Source organism: Ruegeria sp. BHSA163, assembly GCF_059613365.1.
Genome location: NZ_JBXWSJ010000066.1, coordinates 1 through 19,309, shown reverse-complemented (window position 1 = coordinate 19,309; position 19,309 = coordinate 1). Strand labels below are relative to the sequence as shown.

The following is a 19,309-nucleotide window of genomic DNA, read 5'->3' as shown; positions in this document are numbered from 1 at the left end:
ATCTGCTGCAAAGTCACGACAGGTGGAACAATTGCAAGGCACGACGTGGGAACCTGTTCAGGTTTTGGACGGATTCGGATCGTTGTATGATGCAGGAAGCCTGCCGGGTGTAGACGGCGCACAATTGGTTGAGGGGGAAATTGGTCCCAATTTGCGACCGGGACTTTACGAGAGCGGCAAAGAAAAAGTTGCCCGCAACGTTTTATCCGAAGACAGTGTTCTTCGTCCTGCGGTATGGCCCCCTGATGTTCCAATCAAAGGTCAGGAGGTAAGCTCTGAAACTCCGATAGGCGGCTTGCTGATGAGCTTGGCGCTAATCTTGCTGACAATCGATGTATTCGCTTCACTAGCCCTGTCTGGCAGACTTTGGATAGCGCGAACCGCGGCGGTCCTTTTAGGCGGAATCTTGGTTGTTTCAGAGGCGCACGCGCAAACCCCTGAAGAAACAGATTTCGCCCTTGGCGCAACGCAGGAATTGGTTCTAGCCCATGTCCTGACCGGAAACGGGCAAGTTGACGACATCGCTTTGGCCGGAATGAGAGGATTGGCTCAAACACTCTATTTCCGTACCTCGGTTGAACCTGCAGAACCAATCGGCGTGGACTTGGAGCGCGACGAACTTGCTTTTTTTCCGCTGCTTTATTGGCCGATCACCCCGGATCAGCCGCAGCCATCAGCTGAGGCATACGCCAAGCTCAACAACTATTTAAGATCAGGAGGGATGATACTGTTTGACACGCGAGATGCCGATATCGCGGAGTTTGGAGCTTCAAGCCCCAACGGACGCAAGCTTCAGCAGCTTGCGGGACCCCTGAACATCCCGTCGTTAGAACCTGTACCGAGTGACCATGTGCTTACACGGGCTTTCTATCTGCTTCAGGATTTTCCAGGCCGATATGCGGGTAACGGTGTCTGGGTTGAAGCTGCGCCGCCAGATGCGGAACAAATCGAAGGAATGCCCTTTCGCAACCTCAATGACAATGTCACCCCGGTCGTTATCGGCGGCAACGACTGGGCCGGTGCATGGGCAGTGGACCGAAACGGTCAGTCCTTGTTGCCAGTGGGTCGGGGATATGCTGGGGAACGGCAGCGTGAACTGGCGAATAGATTTGGAGTCAATCTGGTGATGCATGTTCTGACTGGCAACTATAAGTCCGATCAGGTGCATGTGCCCGCCCTTTTGGACAGGTTGGGACAATGACCGGAACCGTAATTTTCGATCCTCTGATCCCCTGGCCCGCATTGTTGGCCGTTGCAGCAGTTGCGTTGACCGGTGTTACGCTGGCTCTGTTGCGTGGGTTGTCAGGATGGGCCTTGCGTGGATTGGCCGCCCTAATACTTGTCGCGGCTCTGTCTGGCCCGGTTTATCAAGTCGAAGATCGGTCCCCTCTGACCGATATCGTCTTGATGATCGAAGATCAAAGCGCCAGCCAAACCCTGTCTGACCGCGCGGATCAAACTATACAGACAGCAGATGAGCTCGCAGCGGAGATCGAAATCCGCGACAATACTGAGCTGCGGCGCATTCGCGTAGGTGATGGGGACGGAGACGAGGGTACCCAGATTATGGCGGCGCTGAACGCGGCTTTGGCGGAAGAGCCGCGTGCCCGAATTGCCGGAATTATCCTTGTCTCAGACGGCATTGTGCATGATGTTGATCAAGCTCCAGATTTGCCCGCACCGATGCACCTTTTGCAAACTGGACGTACAGGAGACTGGGATCGCCGTCTTATCGTGCGCAACGCCCCTGCCTTTGCCATTATCGACGAGCCGATAACTCTGACCTTGCGTGTCGAAGACAGCGGAGCGGCACCTGCTGGCGCCGGTAGCGCCCCACTTGAGATTTCGGTGGACGGATCGGAACCGGAACGTTTCAACATCCCAATTGGTGTTGATGTCGAACTGCCAGTCACGTTGCCCCACGGAGGGCGCAACGTGATTCAATTCACTGTTCCCGAAGCTGAGGGTGAGCTGACCGATCGTAATAATACTGCTCTGATCCAGATGAATGGCGTACGCGACCGTTTACGAGTGCTGCTGGTGTCGGGCGAACCTCACCCGGGCGGGCGGACTTGGCGGAACCTGCTGAAATCCGACAGTTCCGTCGATCTTGTGCATTTCACCATCCTTCGTCCTCCGGAAAAGCAGGACGGCGTGCCAGTGGATGAGTTGTCCTTGATCGCATTCCCAACGCGTGAGCTGTTTTTGGAAAAGATCAACGATTTCGACCTGATCATCTTCGACAGATATAAGCGACGCGGCATTCTACCGGCAATTTACCTTGATAATGTGACCAATTACATCAACGACGGTGGGGCGGTTCTGATCGCGGCGGGACCGGATTTTGCGACGGCCGACAGCATCTTCCGATCGCCTCTGGCACCGGTTTTACCGGCGCAGCCTACAGCACGAGTTATCGAGGAGCGGTTTGTCCCGATGGTAACCGAAACGGGTGATCGTCATCCTGTAACGTCGGACCTGGGTGAATCCGATGACTGGGGCGCTTGGTTGAGGCAGATCGATGTAAGCCACCGTTCAGGCGAGCTGCTGATGACAGGTATCGAAGATCGCCCATTGTTGGTTCTGGATCGCGTAGGCGAAGGGCGCGTTGCGCTATTGGCATCTGATCATGCATGGCTATGGAGTCGAGGATTCGAAGGTGGTGGTCCGCAACTGGAACTTTTGCGGAGGCTGGCTCATTGGATGATGAAAGAACCGGAACTTGAAGAAGAAGCGCTCTGGGCCGAAGCCAATGGTCAGTCCATGCGCATAATTCGTCAAACACTGAGTGAAGAGGTCGGCGCGGTGACTGTAACCCGCCCTAATGGCGAGACGCTTGAGATCGAACTGGAGGAAGTGTCTCCGGGAAGATTTGAAGCGTTGTATTTCGGCCCCGAGATTGGCCTGTACCGTCTTAAGGAAGGTGATCATTCGGCAGTGATTGGCCTTGGTCCTGCCGCGCCCAAGGAGTTCGAGCGAACCATCGCGACTGACGAAGTTTTGAGTCCCATTTTGGCCAGCTTGCGCGGCGGTGCAATCAGGGTCGAAGAAGGTCTACCCGTCATCCGCAATGTCCGTCTCGGCCGCCCAGCAGCGGGTCGCGGATGGATCGGTCTGACCCCGCGCGATGCCTATGAAACTCGCGACGTCACCCAAGCTGGATTGTTGCCACCGTGGTTGGTCTTGCTGATGACGGGTGGATTCTTGTTGGCAGGATGGTTGCGCGAGGGTCGTCGTTAAGTTGAAAAAAGCGGCTTAAACACTTTTTCACAGTCTGATCGGATGCTGTGTTCGGAATATTCCGGGACAGGTGAATAATGGGTCTTGCTGAAAAACTCGCAAAAGAACGGCGTGCACGTTTGGCCGCAGAACGTTTGCTGCACCTCAAAGAGGCTGAGCTTTCGGCCGCCAACCGCAAGCTGGGTCGTCGCGCTATGGCATTGTCCCGGCAAATCGATGAAACACAGGCAGAGGTGGAAAATGTCCGGGGTGAAAATGAAAAGGTCAAATCTGACCTGACAGTTGCAAACGCCAAGATAGAGGTCGCCGAACGTCGATTGTGGCATTCAATCCAGACCATTCAAGACGGCTTTGCCTTTTTTGACGGGGACAGCCGTTTGATCAGCGCCAATGCCGCGTATTTGAGCGTATTCCAGGGGTTGGATGAAGTAAGATCCGGAATTTCATATCACCGAATTCTTGAAATTCTGACCGATGAAGGGATCGTGGATATTGGGCAGGAGGTTGCAGCGGACTGGCAGGCCAGGATGCAGCGTCGATGGGCGCGTCCGAATCCCGAACCAATGGTGATTCAGCTGTGGAATGGACAATTTGTTCGGGTCATTGATCAGCGCGGGCATGGAGGCGACGTAGTCAGTCTTGCACTTAACATCACTTCGTCAGTCCGGAATGAGGCCGAACTGCGCACAGCCCGTGAAAAGGCCGAGGCCGCAAACCGAGCGAAATCTGTGTTTTTAGCCAATATGAGCCATGAAATACGAACACCGATGAACGGCATCGTTGGCATGAGCGAATTGCTAACAGAAACGCCGCTGAACGAGGAACAAAAGCTTTACGTGAACACGATCCGAAACTCGGGTGAAGCGCTATTGTCCATAATCAACGATGTACTTGATTATTCGAAAATCGAGGCGGAAAAATTAGCACTATATCAAGAACCTTTCGATCTGGAGCGCTGCATTCTCGAGGTGTCGATGTTGCTGCAGCCAAGCGTTCGTGAAAAAGGGCTCACGTTGCTTGTAGACTATGACCTGTTCCTGCCGACGCTGTTTGTCGGAGATTTAGGGCGTGTGCGGCAAATTCTGACCAACCTCATTGGCAATGCGGTCAAATTTACCTCGGAAGGTCACGTGCTAATCCGAGTGACTGGTGTACCAAACTTTGAAACGCAAAGTTGCGATGTTCATGTGGCAGTCGAGGACACCGGGATCGGCATCGAACCCGGCAAAATCCCACATATCTTTGGCGAATTCAACCAAGTCGAGGACGAACGTAATCGTCAGTACGAAGGCACTGGGCTTGGACTGGCGATCACAAAACGACTGATTGTGATGATGGGCGGTACGGTCTGGGTCGAGAGCGAGCCGGGTAAAGGTTCGTGTTTCGGCTTTCGTTTGACGCTGCCCACTGCCGAGGGTTTGCAGCCTACTCTGCCACGTCTGAATGATCACCTTAGTCACGTAATGCTTGTAGAAGATCTTGAGGCCAACCGCGCAATTCTTACCAAGCAACTGGGCAGATTGGGCTTGCGGGTCACTGTCTGCGAATCCGGGGCAGAAGTTTTCTCGACACTTGATGACTCTGTAGATTTGGTGCTGTGTGATCAAGAACTTCCAGACATGGATGGACTGGAGCTTGCCAAAGCGCTGCGCAGCCATGGTTGGGCAGAATTGCCAATTGTGGTGATGTCGGCAAATCCCAGCGTCTTAACCGCCGACTCTGCTCATCATCTGATCCAGAGTGTTTTGCAAAAGCCCATTCCCCGATCCGAACTTGTAGCTTGCCTAATGACCCTAAGTTCCTTCGACCGAGATTTCGGGAAAGAACAAAAATGGGAAGAAAACACAACTCTATCAAAGAAAAGCGCGTCGGTTCAAAGAAGCATGCGCGTTCTGGCCGCAGATGACAACAAGACAAATCAATTAATTCTCAAAAAGATGACAAAAGATATGGATATCGACATGCGTTTTGTTGCCAATGGGTTAGAGGTTATTGAAGCCTATGACGATTTCGCGCCAGATCTGATCTTTATGGATATTTCTATGCCAAAGATGGATGGAAAGCAGGCCACAGAAGAAATCCGCAGGCGCGAAATAGCCACCGGACGCAGAGTGCCTATTGTGGCGCTGACCGCCCATGCCATGGCAGGCGACGATCACGGCATTTTGGCGTCTGGTTTGGACCATTACCTGACCAAACCATTGCACAAGAAGCGGATCGTGCAGATTATAGTTGATAAATGCCCTAAGGACGCTCGCCCCGTTTTAGTTGGAAACAGACGCAGGAAATGGGACTGACACATGCCAAGTGATCGAGGCTTTCGCACCCGTGCACTGGGAGAGGTCGCAATACGCTGTGCTGATATGGGTGCAATGGTCGAATTCTACGAAACCGTAATCGGGCTAAAACGTCTCAGTGGAGACCACAGCAGCGCTGTCACTTTCTTTGAAATAGCCAAAGGATATGGCGGGCACACCCAAGTGCTCGCCCTATTTCACCATTCAGCTGCACCGCGCCCAGGATTGCATCCCTCAGGTAAGGAAAAACCGATAACAGGTCGGGGTTCATCCTTGCATCATATCGCTCTGTCGCTGCCCTTTTCAGAACAAGACGCGGTTATGCGTTGGTATGACAAAATCGGAATACCCTACCGGGTCGAGCAATTCGGCTGGATCGGATGGCGCGGAATATTCACCCAAGATCCCGAGGGTAATACAGTGGAGTTGGTAGCGTACGACCCTTCGATGCTGGATCACGCCGAATAAGGTCGAACAAAAACCGGCTGTTTTTTTTCGGACAGGTCTGGGCGGTATTCATATCCACCGGTGTCAAACTCCAGCAAACCTTCAGGATCGGTCAGACGGTTTTGAACAATGTACCTCGCCATTGCACCACGAGCTTTTTTTGCGAAGAAGCTGACAATTTTAGGGGTGCTCGTCTTATCTTCCATAAACACTGGCGTGATCACGTCGAGTTTGAGCGCCTTTCGGTCGATGGCCCCAAAGTATTCCTGACTGGCGCAATTAATGAGAACGTCCGAGTCAATATTCTGAGCCTGATCGTTCAAAGCTTTGCTGAGATGATCGCGCCAATATTCATAAAGGTTTTTGCCGCGACGGGTTTTCAGCCTGCTGCCCATTTCCAGTCTATAAGGTTGAATTGCATCCAATGGGCGCAACAAACCGTAAAGGCCTGACAAGATACGCAGATGATCCTGCGCCCAAGCCATTTCGTCGTTATCCAACGAAGCAGCTTCAAGTCCCTGATAAGTGTCGCCTGCAAAGGCCAAAGCCGCCGGCCGAGTAGAGCAAATCTCTGGTGTTTCTGCAAATGCGCGAAAACGTTCCCGATTGAGTTTAGCCAGATCGTCACTGAGATCCATCAAACCTTTAAGGTTGCCCAGCGTCAGATTGCGCGCGGTCTTCGAAAGGCGAAAAGCATCATCCTGAAAAGCTGGTTCTGTCGGCGTTACGTTACGTTCCGACCAATCCAGCCGCTTGGCCGGGGAAATCACTATCAGCATATCCGATCTCTTTCTTGCCTGTCTTGCGGTATCTAGCCCGCTTGTCGCAACACGTCCAGAAATGCCGGGCCAAATCGTTCATGGCGTCTGTCGCCCAACACTTTTTCCAGGCCCCGAATATCATCAGGACGCATCTGAGCCACCTTAGCCAGCTGCGAGGCAGAGCAAGTCAGTGGTTTATCTATACCCTCGGACCCGCGCGATAGCCGCGACTGAACTTCAAGCAGCTGATCATAGATTTCACCGTGGCCCCTGCTCGCCAGTTTGCGACGCGCGGGATGCACTGGTTGAGCCTCCCCAGCTATAACCTCGAGAAAGAAGTTGCCGTAACGCTCGAGTTTCTTGGCGCCCACACCGCCGATCCGCGCCATTTCGTCCAACGTCAAAGGACGTTTCTCGGCCATTTCGATCAACGTGCGGTCTGGGAAAATAACATAGGCAGGTGCTCTGGCGGCTTCTGCGAGCGCACGGCGTTTCGCCTTCAAAGCCGAAAGCAATGGTGCGTTCTCTTCCGATACCATCGCCTTGACCGCAGGTCGCCGTCCAGCTTTGCGGATAGTATCTCTGCGAAGATCGATTTGCGCCTCGCCCTTCAGGATTGGTTTTGCGGCCTCGGTCATGCGCAGCGCGCCATGGCGGTCCGGGTCCGGGCGGATCAGATCATGCCCCATCATCTGTCGAAAAATCGCCTGCCACTGGGCGCGTGACCAGTCCTTTCCAATGCCATAGGTGGAAAGTGCATCGTGACGGCGAGACAGAATCTTATCTGTTTCAACCCCTAACAGGATATCGATCAGGTGCCCTGCACCAAACCATTCTTCGGTACGAAGAATCGCGGACAAAGCCATACGAACTGCGGTGGTGCCGTCGAAAATCTCAGGTGGGTTGTCGCACAGATCGCATTTGCCGCAAGGTTTGGCCTGTTCACCGAAGTAACCCAATAGAGTCTGACGTCGGCACTTTAATGCTTCGGCCAATCCAAGCAGAGCGTTCAGACGCGCATGATCGGCCATGCGCCGCTCGGTTGAAGCCAAACCTTCATCTATTTGAGAACGTCGCAGGCGGATATCATCAGGTCCAAAAAGGGTCAGGGTTTCCGCAGGGCCGCCGTCCCGACCAGCGCGGCCGATCTCCTGATAATATGCCTCGATGGATTTTGGCAGGTCCGCATGCGCGACCCAGCGGATATCGGGCTTGTCGATCCCCATGCCAAATGCCACGGTTGCGACCACAATTAGCCCATCTTCGCCTGCAAAACGAGCTTCGACGGCGCGGCGGTCTTCTGCCTCCATCCCGCCGTGATAGTGGCAGCTGTTATGCCCTTGCGCGCGCAACGCTTGGGCCAGAACTTCGGTCTTGTTGCGGGTTCCGCAATAAATGATGCCGGGTTGACCTTTGCGAGCGCCAGCGAATTCCAATATCTGCTTACGCGGCCCGTCTTTTGCTGCGAAAGCCAAATGGATGTTGGGTCGATCGAAGCCGCGAAGAAATTTGCTTGGCGTTGTGCCGTCGAATAGCTTTTCAACAATCTCTTCCTGCGTCTCCGTGTCAGCCGTGGCTGTAAAAGCAGCCAGCGGAACTTTTAACGCCCGCCGCAAGTCTCCTATACGCAGATAATCCGGTCGAAAATCGTGGCCCCATTGACTGACACAATGGGCTTCGTCAACCGCGATCAGATTTACATTGATCCGACGCAGCATTCCCAATGCGGACCCGGCTGCAAGCCTTTCGGGTGCCATATAAAGCAATTTCAGGCGTCCGGCGTCCAGAGCCTCCCACACGGCGTCGGTCTCCTCCGGTGTATTTCCAGAGGTCAGTGCCCCGGCGGTGACCCCTGCTTCTTGCAAACCGCGAACCTGATCCCTCATCAGGGCAATCAACGGAGAGATGACGACGGTAACCCCGTCTCGCATTAAAGCTGGCAATTGATAACACAGCGATTTGCCGCCACCCGTAGGCATGATCGCCAAAACGTTTTCACCTGCGGCAACGGCATCGACAATTTCTTCCTGCCCGGGGCGGAAGTCGTCGAATCCAAAGACATCTCGCAGCATAGGCGCGGCGTCGAACATGTGCGGGTTTGCCCTGTTCTATCTTCTATCTGCTCTTAAGACAGGACAATCACACACTCGGAATCTTCGAACAAGGGGTCAGTAAAAATAGACTGCGTTGTTTATCAAAATAATACGAAGCGCGTAGACTGCGATCAGCACCACCAATGGTGTCAGATCAAGCCCGCCCATGTTTGGCAGGAAACGTCTGATCGGGCCATAGATTGGCTCAAGTATTCGGTTAAGCCCATACCAGATTTGTGCGACCAACTGTTGATTCAGATTCAGAACCTGAAAGTTGATCAACCAGCTCATGATCACATGGGCCAGAATGATGAACCAGACAATGTCCAGTATCAGCAGAAGGATTTGGATCAGCGACAGCATGGGTACTCCGTTTTCACATTTGCTGAGACCTAAGCGCCTTAACCACAAAGAGCAAGTGTGAGGCAACAGAACGCTTGCGAATTGCATCAAAGACCCGTCTTATGAAACCCAGAAACCAGGGGCGGTTATGGCAGAGATTTCCAAGCGCAAGCGCATATGGGGCTGGTGGTTTTTCGACTGGGCCAGCCAACCATATCATACCCTGCTAGTGACCTTTGTATTTGGTCCATACTTTGCCGGGGTTGCCGCCGGGTATTTTTCAGGTACGGGTCTTGACGCTGAGGCTGCGGCCGCGCGCGCGCAAACTGTTTGGGCCAATTGTCTAACAATAACCGGTTTGATTATTGCTTTTGGCGCACCACTCCTGGGTGCGATGGCCGATGTTTCGGGTCGCAGAATTCCCTGGATTTTTGCATTTTCTGTCATGTACGCAGTTGGATCCGCGGCGCTGTGGTACACGATGCCGGACGGATCTAACATGTGGTTGATGCTTTCGGCATTTGGGTTTGGGTTTGTCGGCGCCGAGTACGCACTGATCTTTATCAACTCACAACTTCCTGATCTTGGCGACGACCGCGAAGTGGGCGAGATTTCCGGTTCGGGGTTTGCGTTCGGTTATTTTGGCGGGCTGATCTCGCTAGCGATCATGCTGACATTGTTTGTAGAACAGGCCAACGGCAAGACATTGATCGGGATGGATCCGATGTTCGGGCTGGATGCCACGTCACGGCAGGGTACACGATTTGTCGGACCGTTCACCGCAGGTTGGTTCACTCTGTTCATGGTGCCTTATTTCATGTGGGTTCGGGACGATTCACAATCCGAAAAAAAAGGTAGCGTCGGTGAGGCGCTGAGCCTGCTTGTCAAATCCGTGTCAAACCTGCGTTACCGGGTCAGTCTGGCCAGCTATCTGGGATCGTCCATGTTCTATCGCGACGCGTTGAACGGGCTTTATAGCTTTGGTGGAGTTTATGCCCGATTGGTTCTGGAGTGGGACCTGATCAAAATCGGCGTGTTTGGCATAGTGAGCGTTTTGGCGGCGGCTGCCTTTTCGTGGGTGGGCGGAAAGTTGGACAAGAAATATGGCCCAAAACCGGTGATCTTGGTGGCCATCTGGGTGTTAATCCTTGTCTGCACCACAATTGTTTCGATGAACCGGACGCAAATTTTTGGGATCGCACTGCCCGAAGGCTCTGGCCTGCCGGATTTGGTATTTTTTGGCTGTGGCGTATTGATTGGTGGCATGGGTGGCATTCTGCAATCTGCCAGTCGATCAATGATGGTTCGCCACACAGATCCCGAAGCACCGGTTGAAAGCTTTGGCCTTTATGGTTTGTCGGGTCGCGCCACGTCTTTTGCCGCACCAATGCTTATCGCAATTGCTACGACAGTTACCGGCAGCGCACGACTGGGGGTGTCTCCCATCGTTGTGTTGTTTATTCTTGGTTTAATCCTGATGCACTGGGTTAAGCCCGAAGGGGATCAGAGCAGATGATTTTACTACGTTTTTTTGTAATACTGACGGCGGTTTGCCTGGCTGCCCCAACGGTAGCACAGCCATTAGCAAAGCAGTTGTTTGGTGCCCAGAAAGTTGGTTCCAACCAAAAGGCGGCGGCTTTCGGCAGTTATTCGCGCGGATGTGCGGCCGGGTCGGTCCAACTTCCCGAAACTGGTCCGACGTGGCAGGCAATGCGTCTTTCACGCAACCGCAATTGGGGGCACCCACAAACTATCGACTACGTGCAAGATCTCAGCAAGTTTGCAGCGCGTCAGCCGGGGTGGAGCGGACTCTACATTGGGGATATCAGCCAACCACGCGGTGGACCCATGACATCTGGACATCGAAGTCACCAGTTGGGTTTGGACATCGATATCTGGATGTTGCCGGCCGATAATCTACGACTGTCGCGCAATGCGCGCGAAAATATTTCGTCTATCTCTTTGCGACGATCCAACGGAGCCTATGTAAACGGGAACTGGACCAAACAGCATCATGCTATTCTGCGCGAGGCAGCAAAAGACAAACGCGTAGCACGGATTTTTGTGTTTCCCGGCGCCAAAGTTGAGATGTGCAAAGAAGAGACGGGTAACCGTGCCTACCTGCGCAAAATCAGGCCTTGGTGGGGGCATCACTATCATTTCCATGTCCGCCTGAAATGCCCGCGCGGGTCACGCGGTTGCATCAATCAAGATCCGCCACCCAAAGGTGATGGCTGCGCAGAGGCACAGCAGTGGGTACAAAACATTCTCAACCCCCCGCCCCCTGATCCGAATGCACCGGCACCAAAAAAACGCGGTGAATATCGTTTGGCCGACCTGCCACAGCAATGCGCCTCAGTACTTCAGTCCAATTGATCGCCGCTCTGGTGTTGGCCGGATCGGTCGGCGCGGTGGACGTCAAAACAGCAACCCATCAAAACAGCTCGGCCTGGCAGTATGACGAGAGTTGGTTCGGCGGGTTTTCTGCCTTGCACATCTCGGACGACGGGAGCGAATTGATCGCTCTTTCCGATCGCGCAATGCTTGTTAAGGCTCGAATTCATCGGGATCATGGGATAATAAGTGGCATTGAACTTCTTGAACATTGGCCTGTGCTGTCCAGCACCGGTGGATTGCTCAAGGGCCGAGCTGGTGACTCCGAGGGCATCGCGGTTGCCCAAAATGGTAGCTTTTTCATCTCATTCGAGGGCGTCCACCGCGTTGCCCACTATCCGTCATCACAGGAAAAGGCACATGTTTTGCCTCGACCGAATTTTTTTGGAGATCTGGAAGGCAACGGGTCTTTTGAAGGATTGGCAATCGACAAATTGGGGCGGGTCTATGCGGTGACCGAGACCAGTCGTTCGGCCCAAGGGGAAATACTTGTTTTTCGATGGGATGGGCACAACTGGGATACTCCATTTGGCCTCCCGCCACGAGGAAGATTTAAGCCGGTCGCGGCTGATTTCGGGCCGGATGGGCGCCTTTATGTTTTAGAGCGTAGCTTTTCACCTTTTGGGTTTCGATCCCGTCTTCGACGGTGGAAGTTGAATGAGGATGTTGCCGAAGCCGAGGACACTTTGTTTGAAACCGGAAATGGTACACATGACAATTTAGAAGGATTGTCGATTTGGAAGGATAGAAATGGGCAACTGCGGGCCACGATGATTTCGGATGACAACTTTTTGGCTCTGCAGAGCACTGAGCTGGTAGAATACCTGCTGCCGGATTGACAGGCGCCTGACAAGGGTCTAAATGCACGGCCTGCCTTGGGATGAGTCCGGGGCCAAGTCGCCGCCACCTTGTCAAAACGGGCACCAAAACATGCAACGCGCTTACATTCCCGGCATCATTGCCATGGCCTCTATCGTTGTGGCCTCAAACATTCTGGTCCAATTCCTGATCTTCGACGGGCTTTTGACTTGGGGTGCTTTCACCTATCCGCTGGCCTTTTTGATAACCGATATCATGAATCGCGTTTACGGCGTGGGTCCGGCCCGCAAGGTTGTGTTGGCAGGTTTTGTCACCGGCATCGTCTGCTCGCTGATCGGCAGCCAGATCATGCTTCAGGGTGATGGCTTCACCTACGCCGCGGTACCTCTGCGGATCGCAGTTGCCTCGGGTACGGCTTTCTTGATCGCGCAACTGACGGACGTCACAGTGTTCAATTCGCTGCGCGGCGGCCGCTGGTGGCGCGCGCCGCTTGTCTCGACGTTGGTCGGATCGGCGCTGGACACCGCGATCTTCTTCACTTTGGCCTTCTCGGCCTCGGTCACCTTCTTCGGCGCAAACGCTGATGCCGCGATTAACTGGGCGTGGGAACCTATGCCGTTCATGCTGTCCGGCCCAATAGCGCCATTGTGGGTGACGCTGGCCTTCGCTGACTGGCTAGTCAAACTCTCGCTGGCTCTGATCGCCCTGATCCCGTTCAAAGTTATCGTTGGGCGGCTCACGGCTCAGCCTGCTTAAAAAAACGCTTTGAGAATGGCACAACTTGTGTCAGGCTTACAATTAACCGCAACAGATAGAAAAGGAGGTGATCCAGTGTCGAGAAAGAGATTGGAGAGAGGTGTCGGAACAACCGGGGGGATCGCCTGTTAGGGCAGCCCTTGGCGGAGCGCTCGCTCCGGCTGGTCGATTGATCTAACCGACCCGACCTCCTGAACTTTCGAAGGGCCGTCCCGTTGGGGCGGCCCTTTCTGTTTATGTCTGGCCCTTGTAAAGTCGCTCCAATGTTGCGCATCAACGACAATATCACACTACAAGATTGGGAAATAACCGAGAGCTTTGTGCGCTCATCCGGTCCCGGCGGGCAAAACGTCAACAAAGTCTCGACAGCTGTCGAATTGCGGTTCGAAGCCGCGCGCTCACCATCTTTGCCGGACTCGGTTAAAACTCGGCTGAAACGTTTAGCTGGGCGGCGCTGGACTAAAGAAGGCGCGATTATCATCCAATGTGAAGAAACCCGATCTCAGGCCCGTAACCGTGAGATTGCCCGCGCGAGACTGACCGAGTTGATCACCCGCGCGTTAGTGAAACCAAAGCGACGCATCGCCACCAAACCCACTTTCGGGTCTGTTAAACGTCGACTGGCGGCAAAAAAGGCTCGATCGGATGTGAAAGCGTTGCGCGGTAAGGTCTCGGAAGATTGATCTGGTAGTTTCGCTGTGCCTTGCTAGTCTGATCGCGCAAGGGAGAGCAAGATCATGAGGTTAGAGGGAAAAACCGCAATTGTTACCGGCGGCGCGTCCGGTTTCGGTGCTGGGATTGTGCAGAAGTTCCTGTCCGAAGGCGCGCAGGTAATGATTGCTGATATAAATCGCGACGCGGCCGAAGTTCAGGCAAGGCAACTTGGACCGAATGCAATAGCTCAGTTGGTGGATGTAGCGGACCCAGGTTCGGTGCATGCTATGGCAGACACAGCGCGGGATCGATTCGGTCACCTGGACATACTTGTGAATAATGCCGGCGTAACTCACCTGCCGATGCCGCTGGAAGAGGTCAACGAAGAAGACTTTGACCGCGTCTTCAACGTGAATATGAAATCCGTCTATCTGACTGCTCGTGCTTTTGTGCCGGCGATGAAAGCGCGGGGGGCAGGTGCGATACTAAACGTGGCCTCGACAGCAGGCCTGTCACCTCGCCCAAACCTAAACTGGTACAACGCCTCAAAAGGCTGGATGATCACAGCGACTAAAACGATGGCTGTAGAACTGGCCCCGTCAGGTGTGCGTGTGAATGCAATCTGCCCTGTGGCTGGGGAGACACCTTTGCTTAAGTCCTTCATGGGAGAGGACACGCCTGAAATGCGCGCCAAGTTTTTGTCGACCATCCCGCTGGGCCGGTTTTCGACGCCCGAAGACATGGCAAATGCAGCATGTTTCCTCTGCTCCGACGAGGCCAGTATGATCACCGGCACCGCACTTGAGGTCGACGGCGGTCGATGTATCTGAGGATAGGCGCAATATGACCCCGGGATCCAGAAACCTGATCACCGATGTTCCCGGCCTTTTAGTCGGAAACGCGGAAGACCACGCGCTGAAGTCCGGAACCACTGTTCTAACTGCCGCAGAGCCGTTTACCGCTTCTGTACATGTCATGGGCGGTGCACCGGGGACTCGGGAAACAGACTTGCTCGCTCCGGATAAGTCGGTGACACGCGTCGACGCAATTGCGTTGTCCGGTGGATCAGCATTTGGCCTGGACGCCTGTTCAGGTGTGTCAGATGCACTTTACACCCAAGGCCGCGGCTTCAATGTCGGGAACGCGGTTGTTCCAATTGTGCCCGGCGCGATCTTGTTCGATCTTTTAAACGGTGGCGACAAAAGTTGGACAGAAAACCCCTATCGAGCGTTAGGGCGCGCCGCGTATTTGACCGCTGCAGAGGACTTTCGCCTTGGTACCGCTGGCGCAGGTACCGGGGCACTGGCGGCGATGCACAAAGGTGGTCTTGGCTCGGCTTCCTTGCAGTTGGAAAGCGGTGTAACGGTTGGTGCGCTTGTGGCGGCTAACCCTTTGGGTAGTGTGACTACACCGGGGAATCGCCACTTCTGGGCCGCACATTTCGAAATTGGATCTGAATTTGGTGGTGTTGGCCCTGATCCGAGTTCAGGTCTGGGCCCAATTCCAAAAAGCCTGAAGGCACAGGCAATGCACCCCGCATCGCCGGAAAAAGCCAATACAACGATTGCCATCGTTGCGACAGACGCCGCCTTATCCAAACCGCAATGTCAGCGTTTGGCTATGGCGGCCCACGACGGGATCGCCCGAGCAATTATGCCTTCTCACACTCCGGGTGACGGCGATCTGGTTTTTGGGATCAGTACCGGATCGCAAGAGGTTGAAGAAGGGGCCTTGGCTTTGATTGGGCATTCCGCGTCGCTTTGTCTGGCCCGTGCGATTGCTCGTGCTGTTTTTTTGGCGTCGTCCAGCGCAGGCGATCTGCTGCCGTGCTGGTCCGAGATGCATGATAACCGCGAGTGACCGTCAATACACCGCTGTGACACAGTGACATCACGCGGCAATCTGCGCGTTGACTCTGCCTAAAACCAGCCTTCCATTCAGTGTAGAAAAAACGCATCGGAGCATCAGCTATGAAACGAATTCTAGCCACCGTGATTGTCTGCCTGCTGTCCTTTCCCGCCCTTGCAGAAGGCGATGCTGAGGCAGGTAAAAAAGGTTTTAACAAATGTAAGTCCTGCCACATGATTGCTGATCCAGCAGGTGAAGTCATCGTTAAAGGCGGCAAGACTGGACCTAACCTTTACGGTGTTGCGGGCCGCACCGCAGGCACGGTTGAAGGGTACAAATATGGCGACAGCATCGTTGAAGCCGGTGAAAACGGTCTGGTCTGGGATGAAGAAACATTTGTTGCCTATGCAGAGGATCCCAAGGCTTTTCTAAAGGACTATCTGGGTGAGACGGCGGCAAAATCCAAAATGACTTTCAAGCTAAAAAAAGGTGCAGAAGACGTCTATGCCTATATCGTGAGTGTGTCCGGAGAGTAGTGGCAAAAGAATATTCGAAGACATAGACCGAAGTTTGGCCGCTATCCCTGCGGCCATTCGCACGATTGATTCTCGAACTGATCGAAAGCACCTTTGTATCATCGGATGGTCCCCCGCTCACCTTCAAAAAAGATCATCCAGAACGTCAGGCTGCTTTGGGCGTAGCTATCCCGTTATTACCGCCGCGAAATTGTTTCGGCAGCAGGAGAGAATAGATGGGTATCATGATTCCAGCATGGGTAAATGGCGTTCTGGTTCCCGTGGACAAGCTGGAAGCACATGAAAAGGGCCTTAAGCACAAGGCGGTTTCGGTCTTTTTGGTGCGCGGTACTGAAATTCTAATCCAGCGACGCGCGATGGGAAAATATCATACTCCCGGTCTTTGGGCGAACACCTGCTGCACCCACCCGGATTGGAACGAAAGCGCATCGGTTTGCGCAGTGCGGAGATTGGCTGAGGAGCTAGGGATCACTGGTTTGTACCCAGAATATCGACACCGTCTGGAGTATCATGCGGATGTTGGTAATGACATGGTGGAACATGAAGTGGTTGATGTGTTTCTGGCCCATGTGCGCGGTCAGTTGAAAATCGATCCTAATGCTGACGAAGTCATGGACATACGCTGGGTTGATTATCATGATCTGTTGGCGGAAGTGAAACGTCACCCGGATCGTTTTACACCTTGGTTGAAGATATATCTGCACAACCATGCAGATACGATTTTTGGGCCTGACTTGATCATTTCGGCTAATTCTTAGGATACCGAATAAAATCCCGGCCTTGCATGGTTTGCCCAAGCCGCCTAAATCAACGCCCCATGGCCAAGCAGAAGACAGACCCGAATTATAAAGTGATTGCTGAGAACCGGCGTGCGCGCTTCGATTATGCAATTGAGGATGATCTGGAATGCGGCATTGTGCTAGAGGGTTCCGAGGTCAAATCCTTGCGCGCAGGTGGGTCAAACATTGCAGATAGCTATGCCTCAGTGGACGACGGAGAGCTTTGGCTGGTTAACAGCTATATTGCCCCGTACGAACAGGCCAAAGTGTTCAAACACGAGGAGCGTCGTCGCCGCAAGCTTTTGGTTTCAAAAAAACAGATGGCGAGTCTTTGGAACGCGACGCAGCGTAAAGGCATGACCTTGGTGCCGCTGGTTTTGTACTTTAACCACAAAGGCCGGGCTAAGATTAAGATCGGTATCGCCAAAGGTAAGAAGATTCACGACAAGCGTGAAACGCAAGCCAAGCGGGACTGGTCACGCCAAAAGCAACGTCTGATGAAGGATCATAGCTGATCCCTATTTCTGAACTGATGCGCGTTTTATGTTGAAGGCTTCGACAGCTGCTGCGGTTTCGGGGCGGATGTTTTCGATTCCTTCATAAGGCGGTCCATATGCAGGAGGTGTATCGGGGTACTTTTCCTTGCGGGCCAAATGGCGACCAAGGATGCGCACGAATTCCTGCCCTCCCCAAGCGCCGACCTCGGTTGAAACCGGATATTTTTCGTGAGTATCCCGATAGATGTCGTAGAACTCGGCAAGAATCGCGCTTTCACCAGCTGCGGGAAGATTCAGGCGCAGCTTGTCCTTCACAATGGCTTTAGGAGAGTCGATGGAATAGATGATCACGCTATCGCGTCGCCCTTTGGATTCATCTTCGAACAGAATCGATGCGGACTGATCAACACCATCAACCAGGCGGTCTGTAGGAATGCCGCCTTCGGCGCCAGCGAACCGAGATAGTGTCGTATAAAGGTCCGACACATGTATGATGTTGTTGATCATGGAATCAGCTCCGATCATTCCGGGCCAACGGATAAACGCATCGACGCGTACACCACCTTCGGTCGTATCACCTTTGCCGCCTCTGAAGATCATCGGCGAATATCCCGATTGTGGAGAATACTTTGTGAAATGGCCGTTATCGCCCATCACAACGATTATGGTGTTCTCAGTCAGACCCAGTGTATCCACTTCGGCAAACAGATCGCCAAGCCAAGTGTCCAGCAATTGCATTTTGTCAACGTAAAGCCCACCGTTAGGGCTGTCTGGCCCATCACGGCCCGCCCGTGTGTTGTCCAGTGGGATCATGGGCCAATACTGCAAAAAGAATGGGTCTTTACCGCTGGCCAGCCTCTTCAACTCGGACAGGGTTTTGTCCTGAAACGCCTGATTCATTTCGTCATACTTTTCAGCGTTCCAACGTTCGCCCGGTTCCATCCTGATTTCTCTTATCGGACCACCGCTTTCGCCTTCGATTACCGTCATCATGGCCGAAGCGTCGGGCCGGAAAAGATCGTCCAAAGTGTAAACCGGGTCGAAATCCGCAATGCCGACCGAAACCTGTTCACGGATGGCATCGTCGTGAAAAATGGTGAGCTGACCTTGTTGATGGATGGCATGTTGAGCGTAATCAAACCCCTGGTTCATCGCCCAGCTTTCGGCAATGTCGCCCATATGCCACTTTCCGACATGGCTGGTCGCGTAGCCTGCGTCTTTTAATACTTCGGCCAAAGTCACTTCGGCACTCGGCAGGCCAAACCCAGCGATGTCGACAGTCGTGTCACCCATACCCATTCGCACAGGTAACCGCCCAGTCATCTGGGCAACACGAGTAGGTGTGCAAGAGGGTTCTGTGTACATGCGTACCATACGCATGGCCTGATCGGAGAAATCGTTGATATTGGGGGTCTCGTATCCGCGAACCGCGTTCAGCTCGGGGATACCAAGATCGCCAAATCCGATATCGTCGATCAAAACACTGATGATGTTCGGTGGTTTGCCGTCATTTTTTGCGCGGAACTCTGCAAGCAAGGCGTCGACGGCAGCGTCATCCTCTGCCCATTGTTCGGCATGCTGGGCTTCCAGAATATAGTACTCGGAATCATGCAGTATCGAGGCGTTTTGCGCCACGACTGCAGAAGCAGAGGTTCCAAGTACAGTTGCCAAGATAATGTGTCTCATCCAAACTTCCCAAGCTTTTTGATCAGGCCGCTTTTGCCTGCTCAGATGTGCGATTGATGTCTGTATGGGGATAGAACTCCACCCAGACATGCCAAAACATTCCAGGTTTCAACGCCTCGACGCGTTCCAATTTGCCATTTGGCGTATTGCCGAAGAAATC

General features: G+C 53.5%; 18 protein-coding genes. 14 read left to right on the top strand and 4 right to left on the bottom strand.

Annotation, left to right across the window (positions count from 1 at the left end; translation table 11 throughout):
- The 4 genes from AC2FNV_RS20805 to AC2FNV_RS20790 all read left to right on the top strand — a co-directional run.
- Window positions 1–1,201 (top strand): DUF4159 domain-containing protein (locus AC2FNV_RS20805; RefSeq protein WP_496774358.1); only part of this gene is annotated, 1,201 nt, incomplete at its 5' end.
- A complete protein-coding gene (locus AC2FNV_RS20800) occupies window positions 1,198–3,240 on the top strand; it encodes a hypothetical protein (RefSeq protein ID WP_170602955.1) in 2,043 nt (680 codons plus the stop codon). The genes AC2FNV_RS20805 and AC2FNV_RS20800, both read left to right, overlap by 4 nt.
- A 77-nt stretch (window positions 3,241–3,317) precedes the next feature.
- On the top strand, window positions 3,318–5,537 hold the full coding sequence (locus tag AC2FNV_RS20795) for a response regulator (protein WP_170602957.1): 2,220 nt from the start codon (window positions 3,318–3,320) through the stop codon (window positions 5,535–5,537).
- A 3-nt stretch (window positions 5,538–5,540) separates the two neighbouring features.
- Window positions 5,541–6,005 carry a VOC family protein gene (locus AC2FNV_RS20790; RefSeq protein ID WP_170479622.1) on the top strand — a complete coding sequence of 155 codons (465 nt, stop codon included), beginning with the start codon at window positions 5,541–5,543 and terminating at the stop codon, window positions 6,003–6,005.
- Here the strand turns inward: AC2FNV_RS20790 and yaaA are convergent.
- The 3 genes from yaaA to AC2FNV_RS20775 form a co-directional block, all read right to left on the bottom strand.
- Window positions 5,993–6,763 carry a peroxide stress protein YaaA gene (gene yaaA / locus AC2FNV_RS20785; protein ID WP_496774356.1) on the bottom strand — a complete coding sequence of 257 codons (771 nt, stop codon included), beginning with the start codon at window positions 6,761–6,763 and terminating at the stop codon, window positions 5,993–5,995. The two genes, AC2FNV_RS20790 and yaaA, sit on opposite strands and share 13 nt — an antisense overlap.
- 32 nt (window positions 6,764–6,795) lie before the next feature.
- Complete coding sequence (gene recQ / locus AC2FNV_RS20780) at window positions 6,796–8,835, bottom strand: DNA helicase RecQ (protein ID WP_170602959.1); 2,040 nt, start codon at window positions 8,833–8,835, stop codon at window positions 6,796–6,798.
- 78 nt (window positions 8,836–8,913) lie between these two features.
- Window positions 8,914–9,201 carry a YggT family protein gene (locus AC2FNV_RS20775; RefSeq protein WP_170479616.1) on the bottom strand — a complete coding sequence of 96 codons (288 nt, stop codon included), beginning with the start codon at window positions 9,199–9,201 and terminating at the stop codon, window positions 8,914–8,916.
- 127 nt (window positions 9,202–9,328) lie between these two features.
- Between AC2FNV_RS20775 and AC2FNV_RS20770 the strand changes: the two genes are divergently transcribed.
- The 10 genes from AC2FNV_RS20770 to smpB all read left to right on the top strand — a co-directional run bounded on the left by AC2FNV_RS20770 (window position 9,329) and on the right by smpB (window position 17,481).
- A complete protein-coding gene (locus tag AC2FNV_RS20770) occupies window positions 9,329–10,696 on the top strand; it encodes an MFS transporter (RefSeq protein ID WP_170602961.1) in 1,368 nt (455 codons plus the stop codon).
- Window positions 10,693–11,556 carry a penicillin-insensitive murein endopeptidase gene (gene mepA / locus AC2FNV_RS20765; RefSeq protein WP_170602963.1) on the top strand — a complete coding sequence of 288 codons (864 nt, stop codon included), beginning with the start codon at window positions 10,693–10,695 and terminating at the stop codon, window positions 11,554–11,556. Before AC2FNV_RS20770 ends, mepA begins: the two co-directional genes overlap by 4 nt.
- On the top strand, window positions 11,529–12,413 hold the full coding sequence (locus AC2FNV_RS20760; protein WP_170602965.1) for an esterase-like activity of phytase family protein: 885 nt from the start codon (window positions 11,529–11,531) through the stop codon (window positions 12,411–12,413). The genes mepA and AC2FNV_RS20760 overlap by 28 nt, the downstream gene beginning before the upstream one ends.
- 91 nt (window positions 12,414–12,504) lie before the next feature.
- Window positions 12,505–13,149 (top strand): queuosine precursor transporter, encoded by a 645-nt coding sequence (locus tag AC2FNV_RS20755; protein WP_170602967.1) that lies wholly within the window; start codon window positions 12,505–12,507, stop codon window positions 13,147–13,149.
- Window positions 13,150–13,412: 263 nt separating this feature from the next.
- Window positions 13,413–13,832 carry an alternative ribosome rescue aminoacyl-tRNA hydrolase ArfB gene (gene arfB, locus AC2FNV_RS20750; protein WP_170479608.1) on the top strand — a complete coding sequence of 140 codons (420 nt, stop codon included), beginning with the start codon at window positions 13,413–13,415 and terminating at the stop codon, window positions 13,830–13,832.
- Between the two features lie 54 nt (window positions 13,833–13,886).
- The gene (locus AC2FNV_RS20745; protein ID WP_170602969.1) at window positions 13,887–14,633 is read left to right on the top strand and encodes an SDR family oxidoreductase; all 747 of its coding nucleotides are present in this window, start codon (window positions 13,887–13,889) and stop codon (window positions 14,631–14,633) included.
- A gap of 13 nt (window positions 14,634–14,646) precedes the next feature.
- Window positions 14,647–15,663, top strand: coding sequence for a P1 family peptidase (locus AC2FNV_RS20740; RefSeq protein WP_170602970.1), 1,017 nt, complete (start codon window positions 14,647–14,649; stop codon window positions 15,661–15,663).
- A 110-nt stretch (window positions 15,664–15,773) separates the two neighbouring features.
- Entirely contained in the window at window positions 15,774–16,187 is a 414-nt protein-coding gene (locus AC2FNV_RS20735) for a c-type cytochrome (RefSeq protein WP_170602971.1), read from the top strand.
- 215 nt (window positions 16,188–16,402) lie between these two features.
- The gene (gene idi / locus AC2FNV_RS20730; protein WP_170479600.1) at window positions 16,403–16,945 is read left to right on the top strand and encodes an isopentenyl-diphosphate Delta-isomerase; all 543 of its coding nucleotides are present in this window, start codon (window positions 16,403–16,405) and stop codon (window positions 16,943–16,945) included.
- A 59-nt stretch (window positions 16,946–17,004) separates the two neighbouring features.
- A complete protein-coding gene (gene smpB / locus AC2FNV_RS20725; RefSeq protein ID WP_170479598.1) occupies window positions 17,005–17,481 on the top strand; it encodes an SsrA-binding protein SmpB in 477 nt (158 codons plus the stop codon).
- Window positions 17,482–17,484: 3 nt separating this feature from the next.
- On the opposite strand, the gene AC2FNV_RS20720 is transcribed toward smpB, so the two are convergent.
- Entirely contained in the window at window positions 17,485–19,149 is a 1,665-nt protein-coding gene (locus AC2FNV_RS20720) for a sulfatase-like hydrolase/transferase (RefSeq protein WP_170602972.1), read from the bottom strand.
- Window positions 19,150–19,309 lie beyond the last annotated feature (160 nt).